21 protein-coding genes are annotated in these 17181 nt (G+C 43.1%); 6 read left to right on the top strand and 15 right to left on the bottom strand.

From position 1 onward, the window contains the following. Positions 1 to 68 precede the first annotated feature (68 nt). The 6 genes from BWI93_RS24935 to BWI93_RS24960 all read right to left on the bottom strand — a co-directional run bounded on the left by BWI93_RS24935 (position 69) and on the right by BWI93_RS24960 (position 4336). A complete protein-coding gene (locus BWI93_RS24935) occupies positions 69 to 308 on the bottom strand; it encodes a hypothetical protein (protein WP_094816476.1) in 240 nt (79 codons plus the stop codon). A gap of 882 nt (positions 309 to 1190) precedes the next feature. Then, positions 1191 to 2114, bottom strand: a complete 924-nt coding sequence (locus BWI93_RS24940) for a replication protein RepA (protein WP_094816478.1) — start codon at positions 2112 to 2114, stop codon at positions 1191 to 1193. Beyond that, positions 2111 to 2401: a hypothetical protein gene (locus BWI93_RS24945; RefSeq protein WP_094816480.1), complete on the bottom strand. Its 291-nt coding sequence runs from the start codon at positions 2399 to 2401 to the stop codon at positions 2111 to 2113. Before BWI93_RS24945 ends, BWI93_RS24940 begins: the two co-directional genes overlap by 4 nt. A gap of 71 nt (positions 2402 to 2472) precedes the next feature. Further along, positions 2473 to 3141, bottom strand: coding sequence for an AAA family ATPase (locus tag BWI93_RS24950; protein WP_094816482.1), 669 nt, complete (start codon positions 3139 to 3141; stop codon positions 2473 to 2475). Positions 3142 to 3309: 168 nt separating this feature from the next. Further along, positions 3310 to 3954 carry a recombinase family protein gene (locus BWI93_RS24955; RefSeq protein ID WP_094816484.1) on the bottom strand — a complete coding sequence of 215 codons (645 nt, stop codon included), beginning with the start codon at positions 3952 to 3954 and terminating at the stop codon, positions 3310 to 3312. Positions 3955 to 3964: 10 nt separating this feature from the next. Continuing rightward, positions 3965 to 4336 (bottom strand): hypothetical protein, encoded by a 372-nt coding sequence (locus BWI93_RS24960; RefSeq protein ID WP_094816486.1) that lies wholly within the window; start codon positions 4334 to 4336, stop codon positions 3965 to 3967. 60 nt (positions 4337 to 4396) lie between these two features. On the opposite strand from BWI93_RS24960, the gene BWI93_RS24965 reads away from it, so the two are divergent. Next, positions 4397 to 4726: a hypothetical protein gene (locus BWI93_RS24965; protein WP_094816488.1), complete on the top strand. Its 330-nt coding sequence runs from the start codon at positions 4397 to 4399 to the stop codon at positions 4724 to 4726. Positions 4727 to 4800: 74 nt separating this feature from the next. Here the strand turns inward: BWI93_RS24965 and BWI93_RS24970 are convergent, their stop codons facing one another. From BWI93_RS24970 to BWI93_RS24980, 3 genes are all read right to left on the bottom strand, one after another. After that, positions 4801 to 6192 (bottom strand): hypothetical protein, encoded by a 1392-nt coding sequence (locus tag BWI93_RS24970; protein ID WP_094816490.1) that lies wholly within the window; start codon positions 6190 to 6192, stop codon positions 4801 to 4803. Between the two features lie 189 nt (positions 6193 to 6381). Then, a complete protein-coding gene (locus BWI93_RS24975) occupies positions 6382 to 6924 on the bottom strand; it encodes a hypothetical protein (protein ID WP_094816492.1) in 543 nt (180 codons plus the stop codon). A 40-nt stretch (positions 6925 to 6964) separates the two neighbouring features. Further along, a complete protein-coding gene (locus BWI93_RS24980; RefSeq protein ID WP_094816494.1) occupies positions 6965 to 7909 on the bottom strand; it encodes a hypothetical protein in 945 nt (314 codons plus the stop codon). Positions 7910 to 8579: 670 nt separating this feature from the next. On the opposite strand from BWI93_RS24980, the gene BWI93_RS24985 reads away from it, so the two are divergent. Both BWI93_RS24985 and BWI93_RS24990 read left to right on the top strand, forming a co-directional pair. Continuing rightward, the gene (locus tag BWI93_RS24985; RefSeq protein WP_094816496.1) at positions 8580 to 9005 is read left to right on the top strand and encodes a hypothetical protein; all 426 of its coding nucleotides are present in this window, start codon (positions 8580 to 8582) and stop codon (positions 9003 to 9005) included. After that, positions 9002 to 10015: a hypothetical protein gene (locus tag BWI93_RS24990; RefSeq protein WP_094816498.1), complete on the top strand. Its 1014-nt coding sequence runs from the start codon at positions 9002 to 9004 to the stop codon at positions 10013 to 10015. Before BWI93_RS24985 ends, BWI93_RS24990 begins: the two co-directional genes overlap by 4 nt. Here BWI93_RS24990 and BWI93_RS24995 read toward each other — a convergent pair whose 3' ends face one another. Together BWI93_RS24995 and BWI93_RS25000 are read right to left on the bottom strand one after the other, a co-directional pair. Then, positions 10016 to 11446 (bottom strand): type IV secretory system conjugative DNA transfer family protein, encoded by a 1431-nt coding sequence (locus BWI93_RS24995; protein WP_176454329.1) that lies wholly within the window; start codon positions 11444 to 11446, stop codon positions 10016 to 10018. It abuts the gene before it with no gap. A gap of 18 nt (positions 11447 to 11464) precedes the next feature. Continuing rightward, a complete protein-coding gene (locus BWI93_RS25000) occupies positions 11465 to 12175 on the bottom strand; it encodes a hypothetical protein (protein ID WP_094816502.1) in 711 nt (236 codons plus the stop codon). A 313-nt stretch (positions 12176 to 12488) separates the two neighbouring features. On the opposite strand from BWI93_RS25000, the gene BWI93_RS25005 reads away from it, so the two are divergent. The 3 genes from BWI93_RS25005 to BWI93_RS25020 all read left to right on the top strand — a co-directional run bounded on the left by BWI93_RS25005 (position 12489) and on the right by BWI93_RS25020 (position 14989). Beyond that, positions 12489 to 13358, top strand: coding sequence for a MobA/MobL family protein (locus BWI93_RS25005; RefSeq protein ID WP_176454330.1), 870 nt, complete (start codon positions 12489 to 12491; stop codon positions 13356 to 13358). Beyond that, positions 13348 to 13767: a hypothetical protein gene (locus BWI93_RS25010; protein WP_094816506.1), complete on the top strand. Its 420-nt coding sequence runs from the start codon at positions 13348 to 13350 to the stop codon at positions 13765 to 13767. The genes BWI93_RS25005 and BWI93_RS25010 overlap by 11 nt, the downstream gene beginning before the upstream one ends. Positions 13768 to 14344: 577 nt before the next feature. Next, positions 14345 to 14989 carry a hypothetical protein gene (locus BWI93_RS25020; protein ID WP_094816510.1) on the top strand — a complete coding sequence of 215 codons (645 nt, stop codon included), beginning with the start codon at positions 14345 to 14347 and terminating at the stop codon, positions 14987 to 14989. Positions 14990 to 15123: 134 nt separating this feature from the next. Here BWI93_RS25020 and BWI93_RS25025 read toward each other — a convergent pair whose 3' ends face one another. The 4 genes from BWI93_RS25025 to BWI93_RS25040 form a co-directional block, all read right to left on the bottom strand. Beyond that, positions 15124 to 15414, bottom strand: coding sequence for a hypothetical protein (locus tag BWI93_RS25025; RefSeq protein ID WP_094816512.1), 291 nt, complete (start codon positions 15412 to 15414; stop codon positions 15124 to 15126). Between the two features lie 12 nt (positions 15415 to 15426). Beyond that, complete coding sequence (locus tag BWI93_RS25030; RefSeq protein WP_141217593.1) at positions 15427 to 15714, bottom strand: hypothetical protein; 288 nt, start codon at positions 15712 to 15714, stop codon at positions 15427 to 15429. 62 nt (positions 15715 to 15776) lie between these two features. Further along, positions 15777 to 16742 (bottom strand): toprim domain-containing protein, encoded by a 966-nt coding sequence (locus BWI93_RS25035; RefSeq protein WP_094816516.1) that lies wholly within the window; start codon positions 16740 to 16742, stop codon positions 15777 to 15779. A 64-nt stretch (positions 16743 to 16806) separates the two neighbouring features. Then, positions 16807 to 17181: PIN domain-containing protein (locus BWI93_RS25040; RefSeq protein WP_369679219.1), on the bottom strand; the 375-nt coding region annotated here is incomplete at its 5' end.

Raw genomic sequence — 17181 nt, forward strand, 5'->3', positions numbered from 1 at the left:
TTTTTCCTTTACACCGTATTCATTTTTCAGCAGGTGAACGCAAATATTTGTATCCAACAAAAACAAACTCATAGTTCTATATCTCGCGGGTTATCGTAACGAGATCTACGAATCATCGCGTTTAATTCATCCCCCGTTTCATCCCCTTCCCAACTGCCCGCCACGCGGTCCAATAGGGTAAGGGTTTCCGATTTACTCAGACTTTCCCCATGACTTTCACGGGTATAAAGCCCCAATCGTTGGGCTAACCCTTTGAACAAGGCAAAATCATGATCGCTTTGTGTTTCGATAGTGATCGTGTGTGTCATAGCGGTCCCCCTTTCTTGTCTAAAGCTGCTCCACGTCTATCTGTTGCAGAGCATGCATCCTTTTGTTCAAAGATACAATTTCCAAAGGAAGACGTCAAATCATCACCAAGTTAGCTGGTAGAAATCCTACCAAGTTACGGTGGGTATTGGGCCAAGTTAGCCAAACTGCACGTGGATAACTTTATAAGTATCTGATAATCAATGTTTTTATAGGTATTTTCCTACAAAGTTCACGTAGCCAAATCCGCTGCTTGGAAGCATATTTGCTGCTTCGGCTCTCCGCCTTTTCAGCGGAAAAGTTTGGGAACTACCGGGGCCTGAGCCTGTGAAAGTCTAAAACCCTTATTGCCCATCTCTTCGATTTTACCGATTGCGCACGGATAGTGGGAGATTTTAAGGCCCATAGAGGCACGATCTTTCTTTTCTAGCACCACCCCTACCAGCCACCCCGCAGGAAGGTCACTGACGGGCCATTTTGACCCCCTACCGTTTAAATCCCTGCCACCTTTTCCGCTGCGTGTTCTGTTCCCGGCAAACTCCTACCAAGTTACGGTGGGTATTGGTCCAAGTGAAACAAACTGCACGTGGATAAAAACGAACTCGACCCACCGCCGGGTCCCTCTTTTTCTTTTCAACAGCAAAAGGAAAATTTTTGAGAGCACAGGGAACTCCGTTTTATTCACAAATTTTCGGGGTCTACTAATAGGAATTTTTTAAGATAATAGATATATAATAGTTTGTCCCACGAAGTTACGGTAAAAATCCCACGAAGTTACGGTGGATAACTAACACCTTCTCCCACGAAGTTACGGTGGATAACTATCTATAATTGCTTCTCACTCAGAGTTTATCCACATCGAAATTCGGCTAACTCCCACGAAGTTACGGTAAGATCAAAACACCTTTTTTGGGGATTGGAGTAGGGCTGTTTTCAAATGTCCAACCGTTAGAATCATATGAAAATTTTGCATCTGGATAGGCTACCTTTACAAGCAATGCAGCATTCCGCATTTTTTCTTTGAAGTGGTCCATTCGAGCAATATCGTTGCCGAAAATCTCTTTCATAATTGTCCAATTCAAGAACAATGGTTTTTTCAGGCTATGAAGGCGGTAGGAAAGGAAAGTATAAAAGTCGATCGCTCGCACGTTGCCTTTAAGAATGAGCATATGCTCTAGAGCCACAGGAAAAGGATGTTTTTGCAGCTCGTCCCAGTAATCTAAACTTAGATGAATATGCCTGTTCCAGAGCAACATTTGTTCTGGCTGGGATTGAGGAAAGAGATCAAACCCTTTCACAATTGGCATATTGGCTTGAAGACTGCTTCCATCTGACTGTCGATAGCTTACACTAATGATGGAAGACGCCAGTCTGGCTATTTGATTTCTTGCTTGTTTTATCTGATTTCCACCATCGGTTAATTTAATTTTCTCTAGAAACTTTGTAAGGGAATCAGCCTCAATATCAATTTTATTACTACCTTGTTGTAGGGCCATTTTGTTAATAACCCCTAGCAGTAGCCTTGCTTGAGTGCCAAAAGGTACTCCTAAGAATTCTTCTTCTCCTGTACGCGGATTCTCAACAGAAACTTGCTTAATTCGGAGAGAGAAATCTCCGCTAGAGTGTTTCCAACTTTTGGCTGGAGCAAGTTTTACATCACGTCGGGGAAAGAATACATGTGCCAATGCAACAGGCATATACAGATGTTCACGCTCATCTCTCGGCGTGTTGAAGCTATCCATTACTAGCCGCATACGGCTTTCGGCATATCGGGATAGCTTCTTTTCGTTGTCGCTATCCTTGCTCATTTTCTCTTTTTCCGATCGCGTTGAATTTTTTCTTCAATGGCCTGTAAAATGTATGTGGTGCGATGCTTCGCATAATAGGATGGAAGCTTCTTCAATTCATCTTCTATGTCGCTCACCATGTTTTTAGGCATCTTCAATAAAACGGAATGAAAATCATTTTCATCCGCTTGCTTTCGATTGGATTGAGTAACGGAGCCGCCTTTCTGGATCAGGGCTTCAATCTTTTTTTCATCAGATACCGACAACGGTGCCGTTATGTCTTTGGTAACTTTTCGCGTAATACCCATGTTACAATCACAAATTATTTGGGGAAATGATTACATATATTATAGATATATGTGACATATATTACATATATCTATCTAGCCACTTTTTCTTTTTCTAAATGGCTTTTAAATATCTGATTATAAAGGGCAAGAAATTCGCTTTTAGCTTTCTCATCCTCCGGCTTTAGTTCAGTTACTCCAAGGCCATAACCCAACGCATTTGCAAAGGCTTTTCGGTTGATGATAGGAGTATCCAGAAACGTAATGATCTGCGACTCTTTCAAAATGTCGGCTGCATCGCGATTGTCTTGACTCTTTGGATCGGCTCGATTGATGACAGAAAATGCCCGCAGTTTAGAGTTTACTATTTGCATATCCGACACCAATTTTTCTACATCCCCCAATGTCCAGACATCCGCAGACCGAGGAAAAAAAGGAACAAGGTAAATATCCGTTACTGTGAGTGCGGCCCGTTGGCTGGAAGTATCACGCCCACCGGTGTCGATGACCACATCATCAAATTTTGGGGCCAGCTTTAAAATCTCGGTGCGAACATCTTTGTCCACTTGCCTAACCATTGTGTAGCCAGTCGCACCGGATTTTGCTTCTTCACGCTGTGTGTTGAACTGATAAGCAGACCCTTGTTCATCTGCATCGACAAACAACACATCCCGTCCAAGATTGGATAAATGCACTGCAATATTTGTCGCTAATGTTGTCTTGCCACATCCGCCCTTGATACCACCCGTTGTAATAATCATTTGATCTTCCTCTTTTTATTATTTGTTTATCAGGCTATTGAATTATACAGCACATATGCAATACATATATAATATATATGTATTGCATATATTTGTATATATATAAAAAATGCTTATATATATACCAAATATATACACAACATTCTAAAAGGACAGGCTTTTAACACTTTATTTAGTGATCCTTTTCAACAGTGCATGCACTGAGCAATGATGCCAGCGGCTACCGGGGCGGGAGGTAGGTATTTGTCGTCGATTCAATTCATCCCGCAATGCATCCACGGTTATAAACCCAGCTTCTCGAAGCTCTCTGATGATGGGCTGCATCTGTTTAGCAAATTCTCTGGCTTTCTGAGCATTTTCTCTTCCTCGTGCTTGCCCCATCACCCCCAGCTTTACCCCTCGCCGTGCCGCAGCACGCAACGCCTCTTTCGTTCGCCTACTGATTTGCTCCCGCTCATGCTCCGCAAAAGCGGCCAGAAGGTGTAACATCAGACGATTGGCATGCGGGTTGTCTACCGCTTTAAAATCAACGTTGCTTTCCATCAGATTCGCGATGAAAGCCATATTCCGGCCTAATCGATCGAGCTTGGCGATCACTAGGGTCGCTTTTTCTTTTCGGCACTGTTCGAGTGCGGTTTGCAACTGCGGCCGCTTGTTTTTCTTCCCGCTCTCAATCTCGGTGAAGGAAGTAATAAGCTGGTATCCTTCCCGGTGCACAAATTCGCTCACGGCGTTGGCCTGGGCTTCTAATCCTAGCCCGCTCAGACCCTGGCGATCTGTAGATACGCGATAATATGCAATGGCTGTTTTCATAAAACTGCAATCAAACCCAAATGAGTATTGTCATCTCTAGCTGGTCGCCGAGAGTCACATCAGAATGGTGAAGGAGGTTGAACGGGACGGTTGAACGAACCGTTTCATCTAATCCTAGGTGAATGAGCTTTAGCTCTTTCATCAAGCATGGCTGAGTAGGGGAGGTACGCAATCTCACCAGCATTTGATGGATTGCCGGAAAATATTCCAAGGCACGTTTGGCTTGCCCTAGCACCGACGCACTGCGTTCAGCTCCCGAAGCCTTTTGCTTGAGCACAAACGCCTGGCCTGGCCATTGGTTCAAGCGTTGAATGAGGCTTTCTTCGGTCGTACCAGCCACCTGTTGGCTGATCGATTCTAGCTCTTGTTGGGCATTATCCATGATGGGTCATTTCCGAGTTTAGTCTAATATGAACCACCGTTCACATTAGACTACTTATCCATGCAAAATATTTTGTTGCATGCCCTCATGGCGTTGCTCGTAGTAGCTACAGGCTGCAAGAAAAACAATGATTCAGATCCTGATGACAATTCTTCAACAGATGCTGATGGTTTCACATCATTTACAATGGATGGGAAACAATACCAGGGCGATGGCTTTAGCCCTTTGCTTAGTGATGTATCCAGAATAGACGTATGGGGAGTATTTCCTACTTCTTCGTCATTCTGGATCGACATTAAGTTCGCAATGCCTAATCCCAAAGCTGTGGCGACAAATATATTTCTACCTTTTTCAGAACGTCATATTGAAAGAGCTTATGTCGCTTTTTGATTCACCTATCCCGGCGATGGTTGCGAGTACAATATTCTGATTGCTCTAGTGAATTAAAGCAATCAAGAAGTTTATTATATACTGAGCTTAAATAAGCTACGATTGAGAACTTTATTGTGAGGCTTACGGCCTCCGGTATTATTGTCGGAACTTTTGTTGATCAATCTCCAAGAGATACCACAAGCACCGTTTGATAAAATTGAAGTTGCTGGGAAATACCCTGTATCATCTACATTCAACGGTCTTTCAAAACCATCAATTCTAGTTTCGTCAGGCTCTCCGTCGGCAGTTAACGTGATATTGGCTTTTAAGATATTTGTTTCTTTATTATACTCACCTTCAAGGGTAAGTATTATCAGAGTTGTGCCATTATAATCAGTGGCCTTCCCTTGAGCTGAAACTTTTCTCTTAGTTTGCAGGACTTCATCATCTTTTTCAGGATGGATCGTGATTCTCATATCGATTGCATCTGAAGATTGCTGAGTACACCGACCTAGTAATTGCCACTCACCAGATATGTCGGTAAGAATTCGAATTACCCTATATTGAGGTCCAAAGTAATCCGGCGTAATAGCTTCTTTAAAAGATAATGCACGTGGTCCCCTTTTAGGACCGCGATTTTTTTCCTGTGCATTTTTCACACATTTAAGCGACTCTTTGCTTTTGTTAGGATCACCGCATGATCCTGCACTAGTACCATTGGATTGAAAAAGAATTGCGTTAGTTCCCCCAACACCTACTAAAGCGATATGTCCGTTCCAGTAGACAATATCACCTGCTTTGAGATTGAGTTCCGTTAGTGGCCCTAGGTCTTTAACAAACAGCTTTTTGTTTTCTTTTTCAACCTTTAAAGCTTCATTCCACTTTGACGTAAGCTTTTGTTCGGTTGTATTCTCTGCCGTAAAATTCTTTATTCCTTTTTTAACTGCATTATAGACAAACCCCGAGCAATCAAGTCCAAATACTTCTTCAAAAGCGTAACCTTTCGGATTTTTACGAACAGAATAGTCTTTGTTCCCATAAGCGTATGCCAGCCCATTTGGTTGTGCAGGACAGTACTTACAATCGCTCGCACCTCCCTCTTTTTCTTGCTTTATAAAAGCACCTCTATTCATTAACCTCTGGGCTTCAATTAGCATATTAGAAATAATAGAGTTTTTTCTTAATTGTGGACCATTAAGAGTTTCATCACCTTTTATCCGACCATTTATCAAGTTTGGGTATTTCTCTTTAAATTCTTTGAGAGTCATCCCGTTAGGCAGAATAATGTTATCAAAATCAAGAACTGGAGAATCTAACTCGTCGATTCGCTCAGCTTTTTCATCACTCAAGCTTTCTTCGTTGTAGTCTTCTGCGTTTGGATCATTAATAACTTCCGTCGCTACGGGGTCAGCAGTAGGCTTACAAGAAGACATAATAAGAAATAGAGAGCATACAGCCACTAGAGTAAAAAGTATCTTTTTCATAAGGAATAAGGATAGGGTTAAATATTGTATTCTAATATACAAAAGGAATATCTATCCACACAAACTATTGACTTGCAATAAATTGCACATAAATATTTATCAAGTCTGACTGGCTCCACAGCGGAGCAATGCAAGCAGTGCCAAGACAACTATTGATTTCATGCGGTAGGGAATTAGGGCCGGATTAGCTTATGCTTGAAAAGAAAAAAAGTATCCGAAGCAAAGGGGAATGAAGCTTTTCCATTTGAAGGATAGAATCGCTGTAAATGCGTACTGGCCCGAAAATGCCCGCCTGTTGCCGAGTATCTTTTGGGCCAAGTAAAAAAGCGTGTCCATATGGGAAGAATATTGAAGATCTACCGTTCCCTGGCGTTTATTACCCTCACTATGGACATTTACTTTATTGTCTTTGGTAAATTCGATTTCTTTAAAGGTAGTTGCATGTCTATGCCCGCCCTTTATTAAAATCTGCAAAAGCTGTTCTCGGATTTCAAAGTTTGGCTTGAAACGCTTGTTTTTGCTTTTTGAGTAGTTCAAAATCTGATCCGTTACTCTATTAGCCTCTTTATCCATTGCCTCTAAATCATATTTCCACTTGCCAACGAGCCATTGTTTGCGAAGGGCAATAGAATCGGCGATAGACTTAGATTCTATTATATTAGGGATAGATTGGCAGGTAAAGAAAGAGAGTGAGATCATCAGACCCAGGAGGGCAATAGGGAAATTTTTCATACGAGAGAAAGGTTTAGCTTAAGGATTTTGTGATATTTACCTAAATCATGTCTACTGCCGCGCCGTCGTCCAAAGAGTTAGTTCTCTTGTTTTTTCTTGCCCGGATAGCAGCAATTGCATTAGCAACTCTAGGTTGATCCTGGCGAATAGTTTCTAATATCTCAGGAGTTTTCTCTACTTCCCTCATGGTTTCATAAAGCGTTTGGCTGATCTGTTTAGCTTCATCAGTGGGTTGCCCCAGCATCGCCTTTCGCCAAGCTTCGCCCTCAAGCATTTGATCCCGTAAATTCAAGATAAAATTTCGGCTTGCCTCATGTCGCTCTCCTGTCACTAAGTTTAAAGCCATGAAGGAAAGCATCAGCCAGTATCCTACAGCAGTTTGCCCCATACTGAATGCCATCAGCATACAGATAAAAACTGTCAAGGGTTCAATAAATCTTTCAGTGAAGGTTTCATAATCCCTCAAAATTGGAAAGCTCTCTTTGATGCGTTTGGCGTATTCATCCGGCAGAAACTTAGCAACAAAGAGCAAGGCTTTTTCCAGTCCCAAATTGACTACCCTAAAGAAGAACTTTCCTATAATCAAAAGCCAGCTTTTGCCGCTGGCATAGCTATGCTTTGCAGAACCTATGATGTTACGAACCCAAATAGTGACAAAATGAAGCAGGCCAATAATAAAATACCATTTAGTAACGCTACCCATCCGGCTTTCGACGCGTACGGTGTAATCCCCCCCACCTCCAAAGGAGGGAATGAAGCTGGTAAACACGCTAAATAGATAGCCAATTAATTGGATAAAGAGGAGTACCAACAATCCAGCAATAAAATTTGATTTTGTGTAATAACGTTCTCCAAAATCTCTGCGAAGTAGTGTTTCAACTGGCACACTGCACCAACGCAGAAAATAGTTGACCATGAAATATCCAGGAATGAAGCTACCCCACGCCTCTCTGCCTCCAGTAACGTCACGAGCTTTCGAATTCATTGTGTAAGTATTTAGTTTGAAAAATCGCTTTAAGAACCTGCGCAACAATTGTCGCGCAGGTAATGACGGCTTTAATCTTTGGAGAACACCTTTTGAACTCCATAGGAGACCTGTCCCGCTGTGCCCATTGCACTAATCACTGCAAAGAGAGTCCCCCCACTCATGACTGTGCCTACACCGACTAACGTTGTAAACAGGACGCTACGAGCAACGCTACCGCCCTCACGCTTATCCCTACACGTTTGACAATTACACTGTGCCATTATGCTTGCATTTTAAGATCCAACAACCATAGAACGCTCCCATGAATGCCCCAGGATCCGTTAGCATTCACTAAAGTGTAACTCTGTAAACAAACTGGTTGTCAATCAAATACCCAGTTTGTACTTGCTACGATCCGAAATTAAGCTTCACATCTTTTCGTAAATTATTTCTGGGATAGCATTGAATTACTAGATACTTTTAGGAAGTATTTATTACTTTACTATATTGTTCTGAACAGTTTATAAAAACTAGTTAACTACTCTGATTATCAAAACATTAAACTTCTTGATAATTGATATATGTATTAGAATAGTACAAATAAAAATATTCTGATATTATACCAATATTTAAAATTTAATTTTGAAATATTTCTTTAATAGTTATTATTATTACACATGAGACACAATTGACGTTACATTGTATTGATAGAATCAGAGCAATTAAGGCCGAATTAGCTACGGTTCATGGTCAAGAACATATTCATGAAATGATAGGGGATCCGCCTGACCACGGTGATGAATTAGATCATCTCATTCGCGATATTGTGGTGTTTGCATATGAAGCTGGTCGCTCTGCGGAAATTAGAAAGGTATCTGAATCTGGTTGGCGAAAGCGTGCCGATCTGGCTGACCGGCAGGCAAAACAGCTGGAACCAGTCATTAAAGCAATAATCCGATCTGGGAAGGAATTTAATCCAGAAATCGCTGATGAATTAAATTGGCGGGGAATCAAAACACGGGGTGGCAACGAATGGGCTGTAAGCTCGGTACGAAAGTTGCGCCTACGGATCGAAAAGCTTAATAACGATAAAAACTCTCCTTCAAGAGAATGAAAGTAAATTCTGGATTATACGACAGACTCTACAGAAAAGTTTTCAGAAAATATTCAATAGAAGAATATGGGAAAGAGTATCCAATTAAGTTCCCAAAAATATGGACTACCCAGATAGATGCTCATAATTCAGCCAAATACGATCACAGAGTTATTGAACTGTTTGAAGTTGAAAGTCCTCGTTATTTATATACGAAATACCTAGACTCAAAAAAATATCCAGAAATTGAGTTTCAAGACCAGAGTTTATCAAAAATGATTGAATATCTGGGCTTTAAAGCCCAGGCCTATCTCAATTACGATACCAAAGCTAAGCGATTATTAAATGACTTTGAAGCCTCTTTGAAAGAAGAGCTAGCATCACTTGAACATAATACACGTGTTCCTAAAAAGTTAAGACATATAATCGAGCACCTAATGGAAGGTACTTGGTGGTTTTGTTTTAGAGGGCATCGCGTCGCAGCTGACTCTATCAACTCTTGGACACTAGTGTACAATGTCATGGAGTTTAAACAAACTGTAGATCAAAAAATTAGTGTCTCTAAAATCAAGAGAAATCAAAAGGAACGTTATAAAGATACCTTTGGGTTTATCGATTTTGACGCATCTACTAGCCGAACCCTAGCTATTAATCTTTTTTCTGAATCACTTAAGGAGCATTGTCACATCAAGCTAAATATTGAATTACATGGTGATAAAACGAAAAAAGAACTTTTTCTAGGAGAATACATTCAACATGAATATGATGGCCATATTTCCAGTGGATCGGCCATACTTATCAATACCAAAGCACGTTTAGATGCTGATGAAGAGTCTGAGCTGATAGAACACATACCTGGACACTTCTCTATTCCAATCAATGCAGATTTTAATAATCTCAACATAGCGACACCGTTCAAACATATTGCTTTCTATTTTCATGATAAAAATCTCAATTCCAGGCGAACAACGAATCACCTTATCTTTCAAATTTCTGAATTACTTGAATGGAAAAGAAAGCGATCTGAGTAGTTATTGCTTGAAGCTTGTTCGTAGAAAGATAGGAGCATTTTTTAAATCACGGTTATTAGCCCATACTCTCCCATTTTGAAAAACAATACCTTCGACAATATTCTCGTTAGCTGGTCCACCTTTTAATAAACGAGAAAACTCTTGCGGCGGGCAATCATAGTCGAACGATTCACTCTGGCTGTTCCCAAAATTTAGCGTTTCCCCGCCAACGGATTGAGAAATGCCTTGTCGAATCTGCCACCTCCGACCGATGACTTCTGAGGCATGATTGTTGGTTTCTGGATCACTGTTGGCGTGCCAGATTTTTGTTTGTAGGTTTCCTACCAAACTATTTACCCGGTCACGGCTACCTAATTCAGCGAAATAATTGGGGAGATTTTGGGTAAGATACACTGTACAAGCCCGTGAGCTACGGGCCGTGGCTTGAAAGTGCATGTCGTAATCAGTGATAAAATTCTGGGCTTCATCACACCAGAGAAAAACAGGTCTGGGGAATTGATTGATGTCGCGCCTCTCTATCGCCTGTTGCCACATATATTTGTAAACGAGCTGAGCCGCCCTACCAGCATCCCCAAATTCTTTAACGGGTATATTCAGAATAATAACAATGCCTTCTTGACTTAACTCCGGATAAGCTATCGCGTCCTCATTTTCGGGCACTTCGCAGAAGAGCTGCCTAAATGGCCGCCGCATCAAGCAGTCAGCAGTCGTGGTAAACATGGAGATGATACCGCTACGAGTGTTCGGGCTTAAGGCCGGAAATTCTTCCAGCCAATAACTAGAACAAGCATCAAAATCAAAGATTTGCCACTGATCTATTTCCCCGCTTTTCTTTTTTAAGTTGCACGCAAGCAGAAGTCGAAAGCACTCACTTTTTTCTTGCCATTCTCCATTGCTTAATTGTTCCAGGTTTAACGGAGCTGATTGCACAATACGGTACATCATGGGTACTGAAACGGTGCCGGTTGCAATCATACAAAGATCAACAGCATTCCTGATAAGCTGCTGCATGGCACTAGCCCAGTATGGATCGCTTCCTCCGTTGCTGTTCCGGCGACTAATTGCCTCGTAAACGGTCATGAATAAACGCACTAAATTTTCGGTATAGCCAGATCCTTCGCCTTCGCGGGTCGTCTCATAATGCAAGAAAGGAAAGACCCAGTTCCCGGACCCGTCGAACACCAGTAAACTATCTTTTCGCCCAGTCTCTTTGGCGTAACCTTCCCAGGTAGTTAATTCGTCTTTCTTGGCACAAAGCACCAAACCGCCAAACCCAGCTTTGAGATAGGCACGAGCCAAGGCAGCACCGCTGCCAGAGGTTTTCCCAGAGCCAATGCCGCCAAAAATTTGTACGCCTTCACAGGCTTGACGCACTGTAAAGGCGTATTCTCCATTAAAGCGATAAAGCACTTGATCCAGGGTAAGCTGCATCAGCATTATAATTAGTTATTATTCTCTCAAGCCTAATATTTCAATTGTAACACGAGCATGCTTTTTATCCGTAAAAACATGCTCTTTACCTATACCAAGAGAATCCAGCTCTTTTTCAAAAGAACCTACCCCATAAAAAAGCTGCTCATCGTCTTCAGCACCTAAGAATTTCAAGTAAACTTGTAGGAGAGCAGAAGAAATATTTAATACAACCCCTGCTGTAGCACCTGTTACTAGAGTTCCTACTGAATTTATTATTGATTTCCCTTCGTCACTATTTAATGTTTCATTCAAAGCTTTAGCAAACTCTCTTCGACGCTCCTTGCTTCTCATTACAAGCACATGGAAATCTAAGAAATTAGGTACACTGTTGAAAGTACGTGTTATAGCAATTCCAGGATCCAAAATTGGAAGCTTTTCGCGATCTTTAATGCCTTGAAACATGTGAGGTAATGAAAATTCTATTGGATTCTGACTTTGCCCATTGGCTACTAAAACGATAGGATATATATCTGCTCTTTGTCCAAATGGTCCCTTACGACCATTTTCAATTATAAATATCTCTTTAATTCTTACTACTACACCAGTAATTCCTTCTAGATTATCTGGCGTGTTGATAGCTGTAACAGCAGAAAAAGCTTGGTGAACTAAATCGCTAGGAAGTACTGCGGAAATAGCAGATTCAAGCGTCTCTCTTGAATTAACAACAGAATCAAATCGAAGTATCATAATTAAAAAATTTAGATTTTTTGATTTATAAATACTATTAATTTTGATGAACGAATATTGAAATTAATCTGATTTAATTAAAAAATATAGACATCTTTTAAGCCTCTGTACCCATAAATAGTAATATAAACTATGTGTTCTGCTTCCGAGTTGCGGAGCAACTCCTATACGTGCACTTAAACCGCGCACTTAAACCGCGCTACAGCCCATGCATGCCAATTTGCATATGAATGCCATTTCACGCAGTGAAGGCCGTAACGCCGTGGGTGCGTCAGCCTATCGCTCCGGCTCCGCGGTCACCTACCGTTCGGCGGTGGCCTGTGCGGCCTACCGAGCTGGGGAAAAAGTAAAGGATGATCGTTACGAAAAAACGCACGACTTCACCCAAAAGCACAACGTGCTGCATACAGAGATTATCACCCCCGATGGAGCACCGGAATGGATGAGAGATCGGGAGAAGCTTTGGAATGGCGTAGAAGCGGGTGAAAAAAGAAAGGATGCCCAGCTCGCCAAAGAAGCCCTGTTGGTGCTGCCCCGTAACTTGACCATCGAGGAGCAACGCAACGTGGTACGGGGGTTCATCCGGGAGAATGTGACTAGTCGCGGCCTGGTGGCGGATTATGCCATCCATAGCCCAGAGGCTTCCGACGGACAGCGTAACCCGCACGCCCATGTGATGTTTACTCTGCGGCCCGTGGATGGCGAAGGCTTTGGCAAGAAGCTCACTGGCTATAAAAACGGGGGCCTCGATGGTGTGGAATTTCTCCAGGACATGCGATTATCTTACGAGCGGTTGCTCAATGAGGCATCGGAAAAAGCCCGCTTGGAAATTCGCTTCGAGCTGGTGCACGAACGCGAGCGATTACCCGAACGCCGAAAAACCATCAGTGCCAAAATAGAACAGCCTGACCGCAATACGCCTGTGCAAATCTGGCATATCGAAAAGCGGGGTGAGTCGACTACGATCGGCCCCGCCCGTCGCAGAGCTGAGCATCTCTATCAGGCCGGAATGGCCCAGCAGAGCTACCACCTGTTTAGCCAGCTCAGCTACCATGCAAGCCGGGTGGTTGACCAAGTGCGGGATGATCTCGCCCATAAATACTATGAAGTGATGTATGGCCCCGAACACGCCTACCCAGAAAATGCTACAGACCATTTTAAACCGTGGGAGCATGAACGATAGAAAAAACCCACTCGATGCATTGCAGCCCCAATCAACCTTGCTTCAGCCCGCAACCCAAGCCAGCGGCCAGGACGACGAAGACACGGGCAGTTACCAGGCCCTGCTACAATACCGGGGGAAAGGCAAGAACCCCCGTTTTCGGGCCATTGACCGCGAAGGCCGCATTTATGGCTTTGGCTATGCCTATGTGATTGGCTGGAAGTATACCCCGCCGGATACGCTATCCATCTATACCACGGCCCAAATGATCGTCCTCACGGGCCGGCATCTGGAAAAAGTTGAACAGGCTTTGCTCAAAGAATCAGTGAAACAATTGCGGGAATTTGACCCGAAAGCCAATATGCCCCTGCCTCCCTCCGATGAGCCATTGATTCAGAAAATGACCGTACAAAGTCAGTTTCCAGCGTAAAGCGAAACAGGTTCTTTAGACTAGCAACACAATAGCTCAGAGATAGAGATAGCTTTATTTAGTAGTAATAATAAAGGCTCTCAAGATTTTGAGAGCCTTTATACTTCACGGGAAAGGTCACTGATGGCAGGCTTGATCTCACATATGTTTAAAAAACTCATATAGATAGGCCGCAACCAAGGCAAAGAATAAATCGTTGGTAAATCGATAAATTTTTGCCCTTAACTCTTCCCAAGTGAACGGAGGAATTACGTAAGTAGACATGAGCATTAGCGATTATAGGTGATACCATATTACTAACTTTACTCCTTCTTACTACACTCACTATTATGTTAACTTTTGCCGATCAACAACAACATAACTAGCATCATTTTTTATAGTTCCCCAAAATGAAAATATTTGTTGTATTATATAATAAAAGTTAACAGCTGTATTTTTCTTAAATTCCCTGGTATTCAGAGAATTTAGTTTCATTTTCTTGTTAAATTCAGTAACAGATGTAAACTTTATTACCCTTTTAACGTTTTGGGTTAAAAGAGTATCCATTTGCGGTAAAATAACCTAAATAATCACTAGCATGTTTGAAGAAGAAAACGAGGTGCTAACCTGCGAGGCTAGTCCTGAAGAAAACGATCGAATATCTGGAGCGAAAGTGGATGTTATGCCTGATGAGAATGAGAAGTTGGAAAAATTTCGGAGAAAGATCGAAGAAGAAGGGTACCAATACGAAGTTTTTCCATCCCTTTCCGAAGTAGCAAAAGCCATCAAATTGAATATCCCCGTTAATGGCATTGATATTTCAGAAAAAATCAATGATTCAAACTTTCGTTTTCTGACCGAAGATAATCCAGAACTAAGCTATGAGCTAAGTGAAGCTTTTTCTATATCTTCTAGTCAAACCTATGAAAAAGGATATGATGAAGGGTACGAGAAAGGGCTTGAAGATGGAAAAGTTCGAGAAAAGCAGATTTCAGAGGAAGCAAAAGGAAAAAGTCTAGCAACACGGATTGCTAAAGCGAATGAATTTGCTTTAAAACTGAAAAAGAAAGTAGATGAGCTAAAAGAAGAAGAGCATGTAAGCACCTATAGGGACATCATTGATGTCCTGAATCGTAGGAAGATCCCTACGGCACAAAATAAGATAGGCTCTTGGCAGCTCAAGACACTTCACGACACCCTAAAACGAGCCGAAAGATTAGAAGAATTGGGGATGACCCCATAACTAAAATCTTCCTGAAGCCCTTGACATTAGGTTAGGGGCTTTTTTATTTCTTGCCCATAGAGGCACGATCTTGCCTATTAAGCACCCACCCCACCGCCCCCCCAAAGAAAGGCCTGAACGAGCCAATCTGACCCCTACCGTTCTAATCCCTGCTCCTTTTTCCGCTGCGAATTCTGTTCCGTGGTGTGTTGGCTTGATGCAACGACACGATCCACCGCATTGGGCGTTTCCTTTGGGGCCAATCCGGGATTAAGTTTTGGCTCACTGGTATCGATCTCCGAAGCTCGCCGCGGCGGAGCTTGCGGGTCATAGTTCGATGGCGTTAAGGCCACATTTTGGTTCTTGAGTTCAACCCTGGTATTTTCTAATTCCGCCCGCTTTTCAGGGGCCATGTTCTTGAGAATATCATCAAGTTTGTTCGCCATTTCAGAAGAAGTTTATTCTTCTGAAAGATACCCCATTTTTTGCACATTGAGGCAGGCTTTTTCATCAAAAACCAACGGTTCAAAGCCATGTTCTCTGCTCAGTCGATTGACGGTTCTTAGCCCTTTAAGGTTTGTTTCACTGGGTAAACATAGACCCGCATTCACCCGATTGATTAGATCGATTGCGTCCAGCCGGAGCTGATACACCGCTTCACGCTCCGTCAGATTCTCGAAGCTGTCAATGCGGGTGATGGGGAAGGCGAGAATATGGTTACTCATGGGGGCATGATACCATCGCATGCGGGGCAGTTTATGCGAAGATTTCGTGACAAATGGAGCGTAGGAATTGTGATGAAAGAAGCCTAGAGCGTTCGGTTTCCTCGCTTGCGGTGCATGGCCTGCAAAGCGTCGTTGAGATCGACATGGGGGGCGAATGTATCGCTGTAGGATACCACGGCCGGGCCTAGCTCGGCTTTGAGCTGCTCCGTGCCTTTTTGGCCTGCTGGGTTGTTGTCCAGGTAGGTTTTGATTTCCGGGTAGGGATGGGCTTTCAGATATGCCACTGTTCGGGCATGAGAGGAAAGCGAATGCATGATAATGGCATCCTCGGGCAACTGCTTTTTGCCCTGCATCACCAGCAAGGAAAGAAAATCCGTCATGCCTTCAAAAAGGCACACCGACTGGCGGATCGGATTCGTGCCTGGCACTACGGAAATATCGCGGGCAAGGATCGCCGATTTAAATTTGCTCGTGGGCAGTGCCACCCGCACTTCATAACCACCGGATTCGTTGAGCATGCCAAAGCCATAGAAGGGCTTCCCCACGGCTAAATTCCGGTATCGCACTTCCAGCAGATACTGCTTGGCTAATTCCGCCGGAATATAGCGTTCCTGAGTCAAATAAAACAGGATTGCCGGGCTGGTAATGGGGTGGGCCGAAATCAGCTCCAACTGACGATCGGCGGAAAAATTTTCGACCGCTTCGCGGTGCTGCTGTTGAAAAGAAAAAAGATCGGGTGTGTTTTCCGGGTGGCGTTGCTCTTTTACCCTTGAAACGGGATGGCAATCTAAGAAAGCCAAGGCTTCCCGCACCGTCGTCACATTGGCGTATCGCATCGCAAAATCGACCACTGTACCCCCACGGTCGGCGAAGTCGTTCCAAATCCATTTGCCGCCTAAAAAGGAGGTGTGAAAGGAAGCGGTGGTTTCTTCTCGGAAAGGCGATTGGTACCACAGCTCTAAGCCGCCTTTGGTGACTTTCACCGGGGAATGGCCGAGCCGGGCCAGAAGATCGGGTAAGGACAGTTTTTTGGCGTCTTCGCTGTTCATTGCGGGTTGGGTCGGCCCTCTAAATCATTGATGGGATGCTGCTCCTTCTCATTCTCTCGCATCATCAGCTATCAATCCAGTTTGCTATCTGGATGCCCTCCAAGTTTTGAAAATCACGAACGTTTCGTGTGACCAAGGTTAATTGATGAGAAATAGCGGTAGCACCAATAAGTATGTCTAGGTCGCCAACAGGCCTACCAATTCGACGCAATGTGGCTTTCTGGCGTGCATATTCATGCAGAGCATTGCTGATGGATAAAACTCGACCAGAGAAGAGTAACCGAAGATTTACAAACCGCTCCATGTTTTGGAATCGCCTGGTTGGTGCACTATTTTCAATGCCATATAGCAATTCCGCTAAAGTGATTTCGGATAAAAAGCAGGATTCGACACCAATATCCGCTATTTTTTCCTTTACACCGTATTCATTTTTCAGCAG

Origin of the sequence: Siphonobacter sp. BAB-5385 (assembly GCF_002261125.1) — a bacterium.
Taxonomy (GTDB): domain Bacteria; phylum Bacteroidota; class Bacteroidia; order Cytophagales; family Spirosomataceae; genus Siphonobacter.

Bases quoted from the DNA above. Each gene is read 5' to 3' on its own strand.
- BWI93_RS24935 (WP_094816476.1), bottom strand. From the start codon at position 308: ATGACACACACGATCACTATCGAAACACAAAGCGATCATGATTTTGCC.
- BWI93_RS24940 (WP_094816478.1), bottom strand. From the start codon at position 2,114: ATGAGCAAGGATAGCGACAACGAAAAGAAGCTATCCCGATATGCCGAA.
- BWI93_RS24945 (WP_094816480.1), bottom strand. From the start codon at position 2,401: ATGGGTATTACGCGAAAAGTTACCAAAGACATAACGGCACCGTTGTCG.
- BWI93_RS24950 (WP_094816482.1), bottom strand. From the start codon at position 3,141: ATGATTATTACAACGGGTGGTATCAAGGGCGGATGTGGCAAGACAACA.
- BWI93_RS24955 (WP_094816484.1), bottom strand. From the start codon at position 3,954: ATGAAAACAGCCATTGCATATTATCGCGTATCTACAGATCGCCAGGGT.
- BWI93_RS24960 (WP_094816486.1), bottom strand. From the start codon at position 4,336: ATGGATAATGCCCAACAAGAGCTAGAATCGATCAGCCAACAGGTGGCT.
- BWI93_RS24965 (WP_094816488.1), top strand. From the start codon at position 4,397: ATGCAAAATATTTTGTTGCATGCCCTCATGGCGTTGCTCGTAGTAGCT.
- BWI93_RS24970 (WP_094816490.1), bottom strand. From the start codon at position 6,192: ATGAAAAAGATACTTTTTACTCTAGTGGCTGTATGCTCTCTATTTCTT.
- BWI93_RS24975 (WP_094816492.1), bottom strand. From the start codon at position 6,924: ATGAAAAATTTCCCTATTGCCCTCCTGGGTCTGATGATCTCACTCTCT.
- BWI93_RS24980 (WP_094816494.1), bottom strand. From the start codon at position 7,909: ATGAATTCGAAAGCTCGTGACGTTACTGGAGGCAGAGAGGCGTGGGGT.
- BWI93_RS24990 (WP_094816498.1), top strand. From the start codon at position 9,002: ATGAAAGTAAATTCTGGATTATACGACAGACTCTACAGAAAAGTTTTC.
- BWI93_RS24995 (WP_176454329.1), bottom strand. From the start codon at position 11,446: ATGCAGCTTACCCTGGATCAAGTGCTTTATCGCTTTAATGGAGAATAC.
- BWI93_RS25000 (WP_094816502.1), bottom strand. From the start codon at position 12,175: ATGATACTTCGATTTGATTCTGTTGTTAATTCAAGAGAGACGCTTGAA.
- BWI93_RS25010 (WP_094816506.1), top strand. From the start codon at position 13,348: ATGAACGATAGAAAAAACCCACTCGATGCATTGCAGCCCCAATCAACC.
- BWI93_RS25020 (WP_094816510.1), top strand. From the start codon at position 14,345: ATGTTTGAAGAAGAAAACGAGGTGCTAACCTGCGAGGCTAGTCCTGAA.
- BWI93_RS25025 (WP_094816512.1), bottom strand. From the start codon at position 15,414: ATGGCGAACAAACTTGATGATATTCTCAAGAACATGGCCCCTGAAAAG.
- BWI93_RS25030 (WP_141217593.1), bottom strand. From the start codon at position 15,714: ATGCGATGGTATCATGCCCCCATGAGTAACCATATTCTCGCCTTCCCC.
- BWI93_RS25035 (WP_094816516.1), bottom strand. From the start codon at position 16,742: ATGAACAGCGAAGACGCCAAAAAACTGTCCTTACCCGATCTTCTGGCC.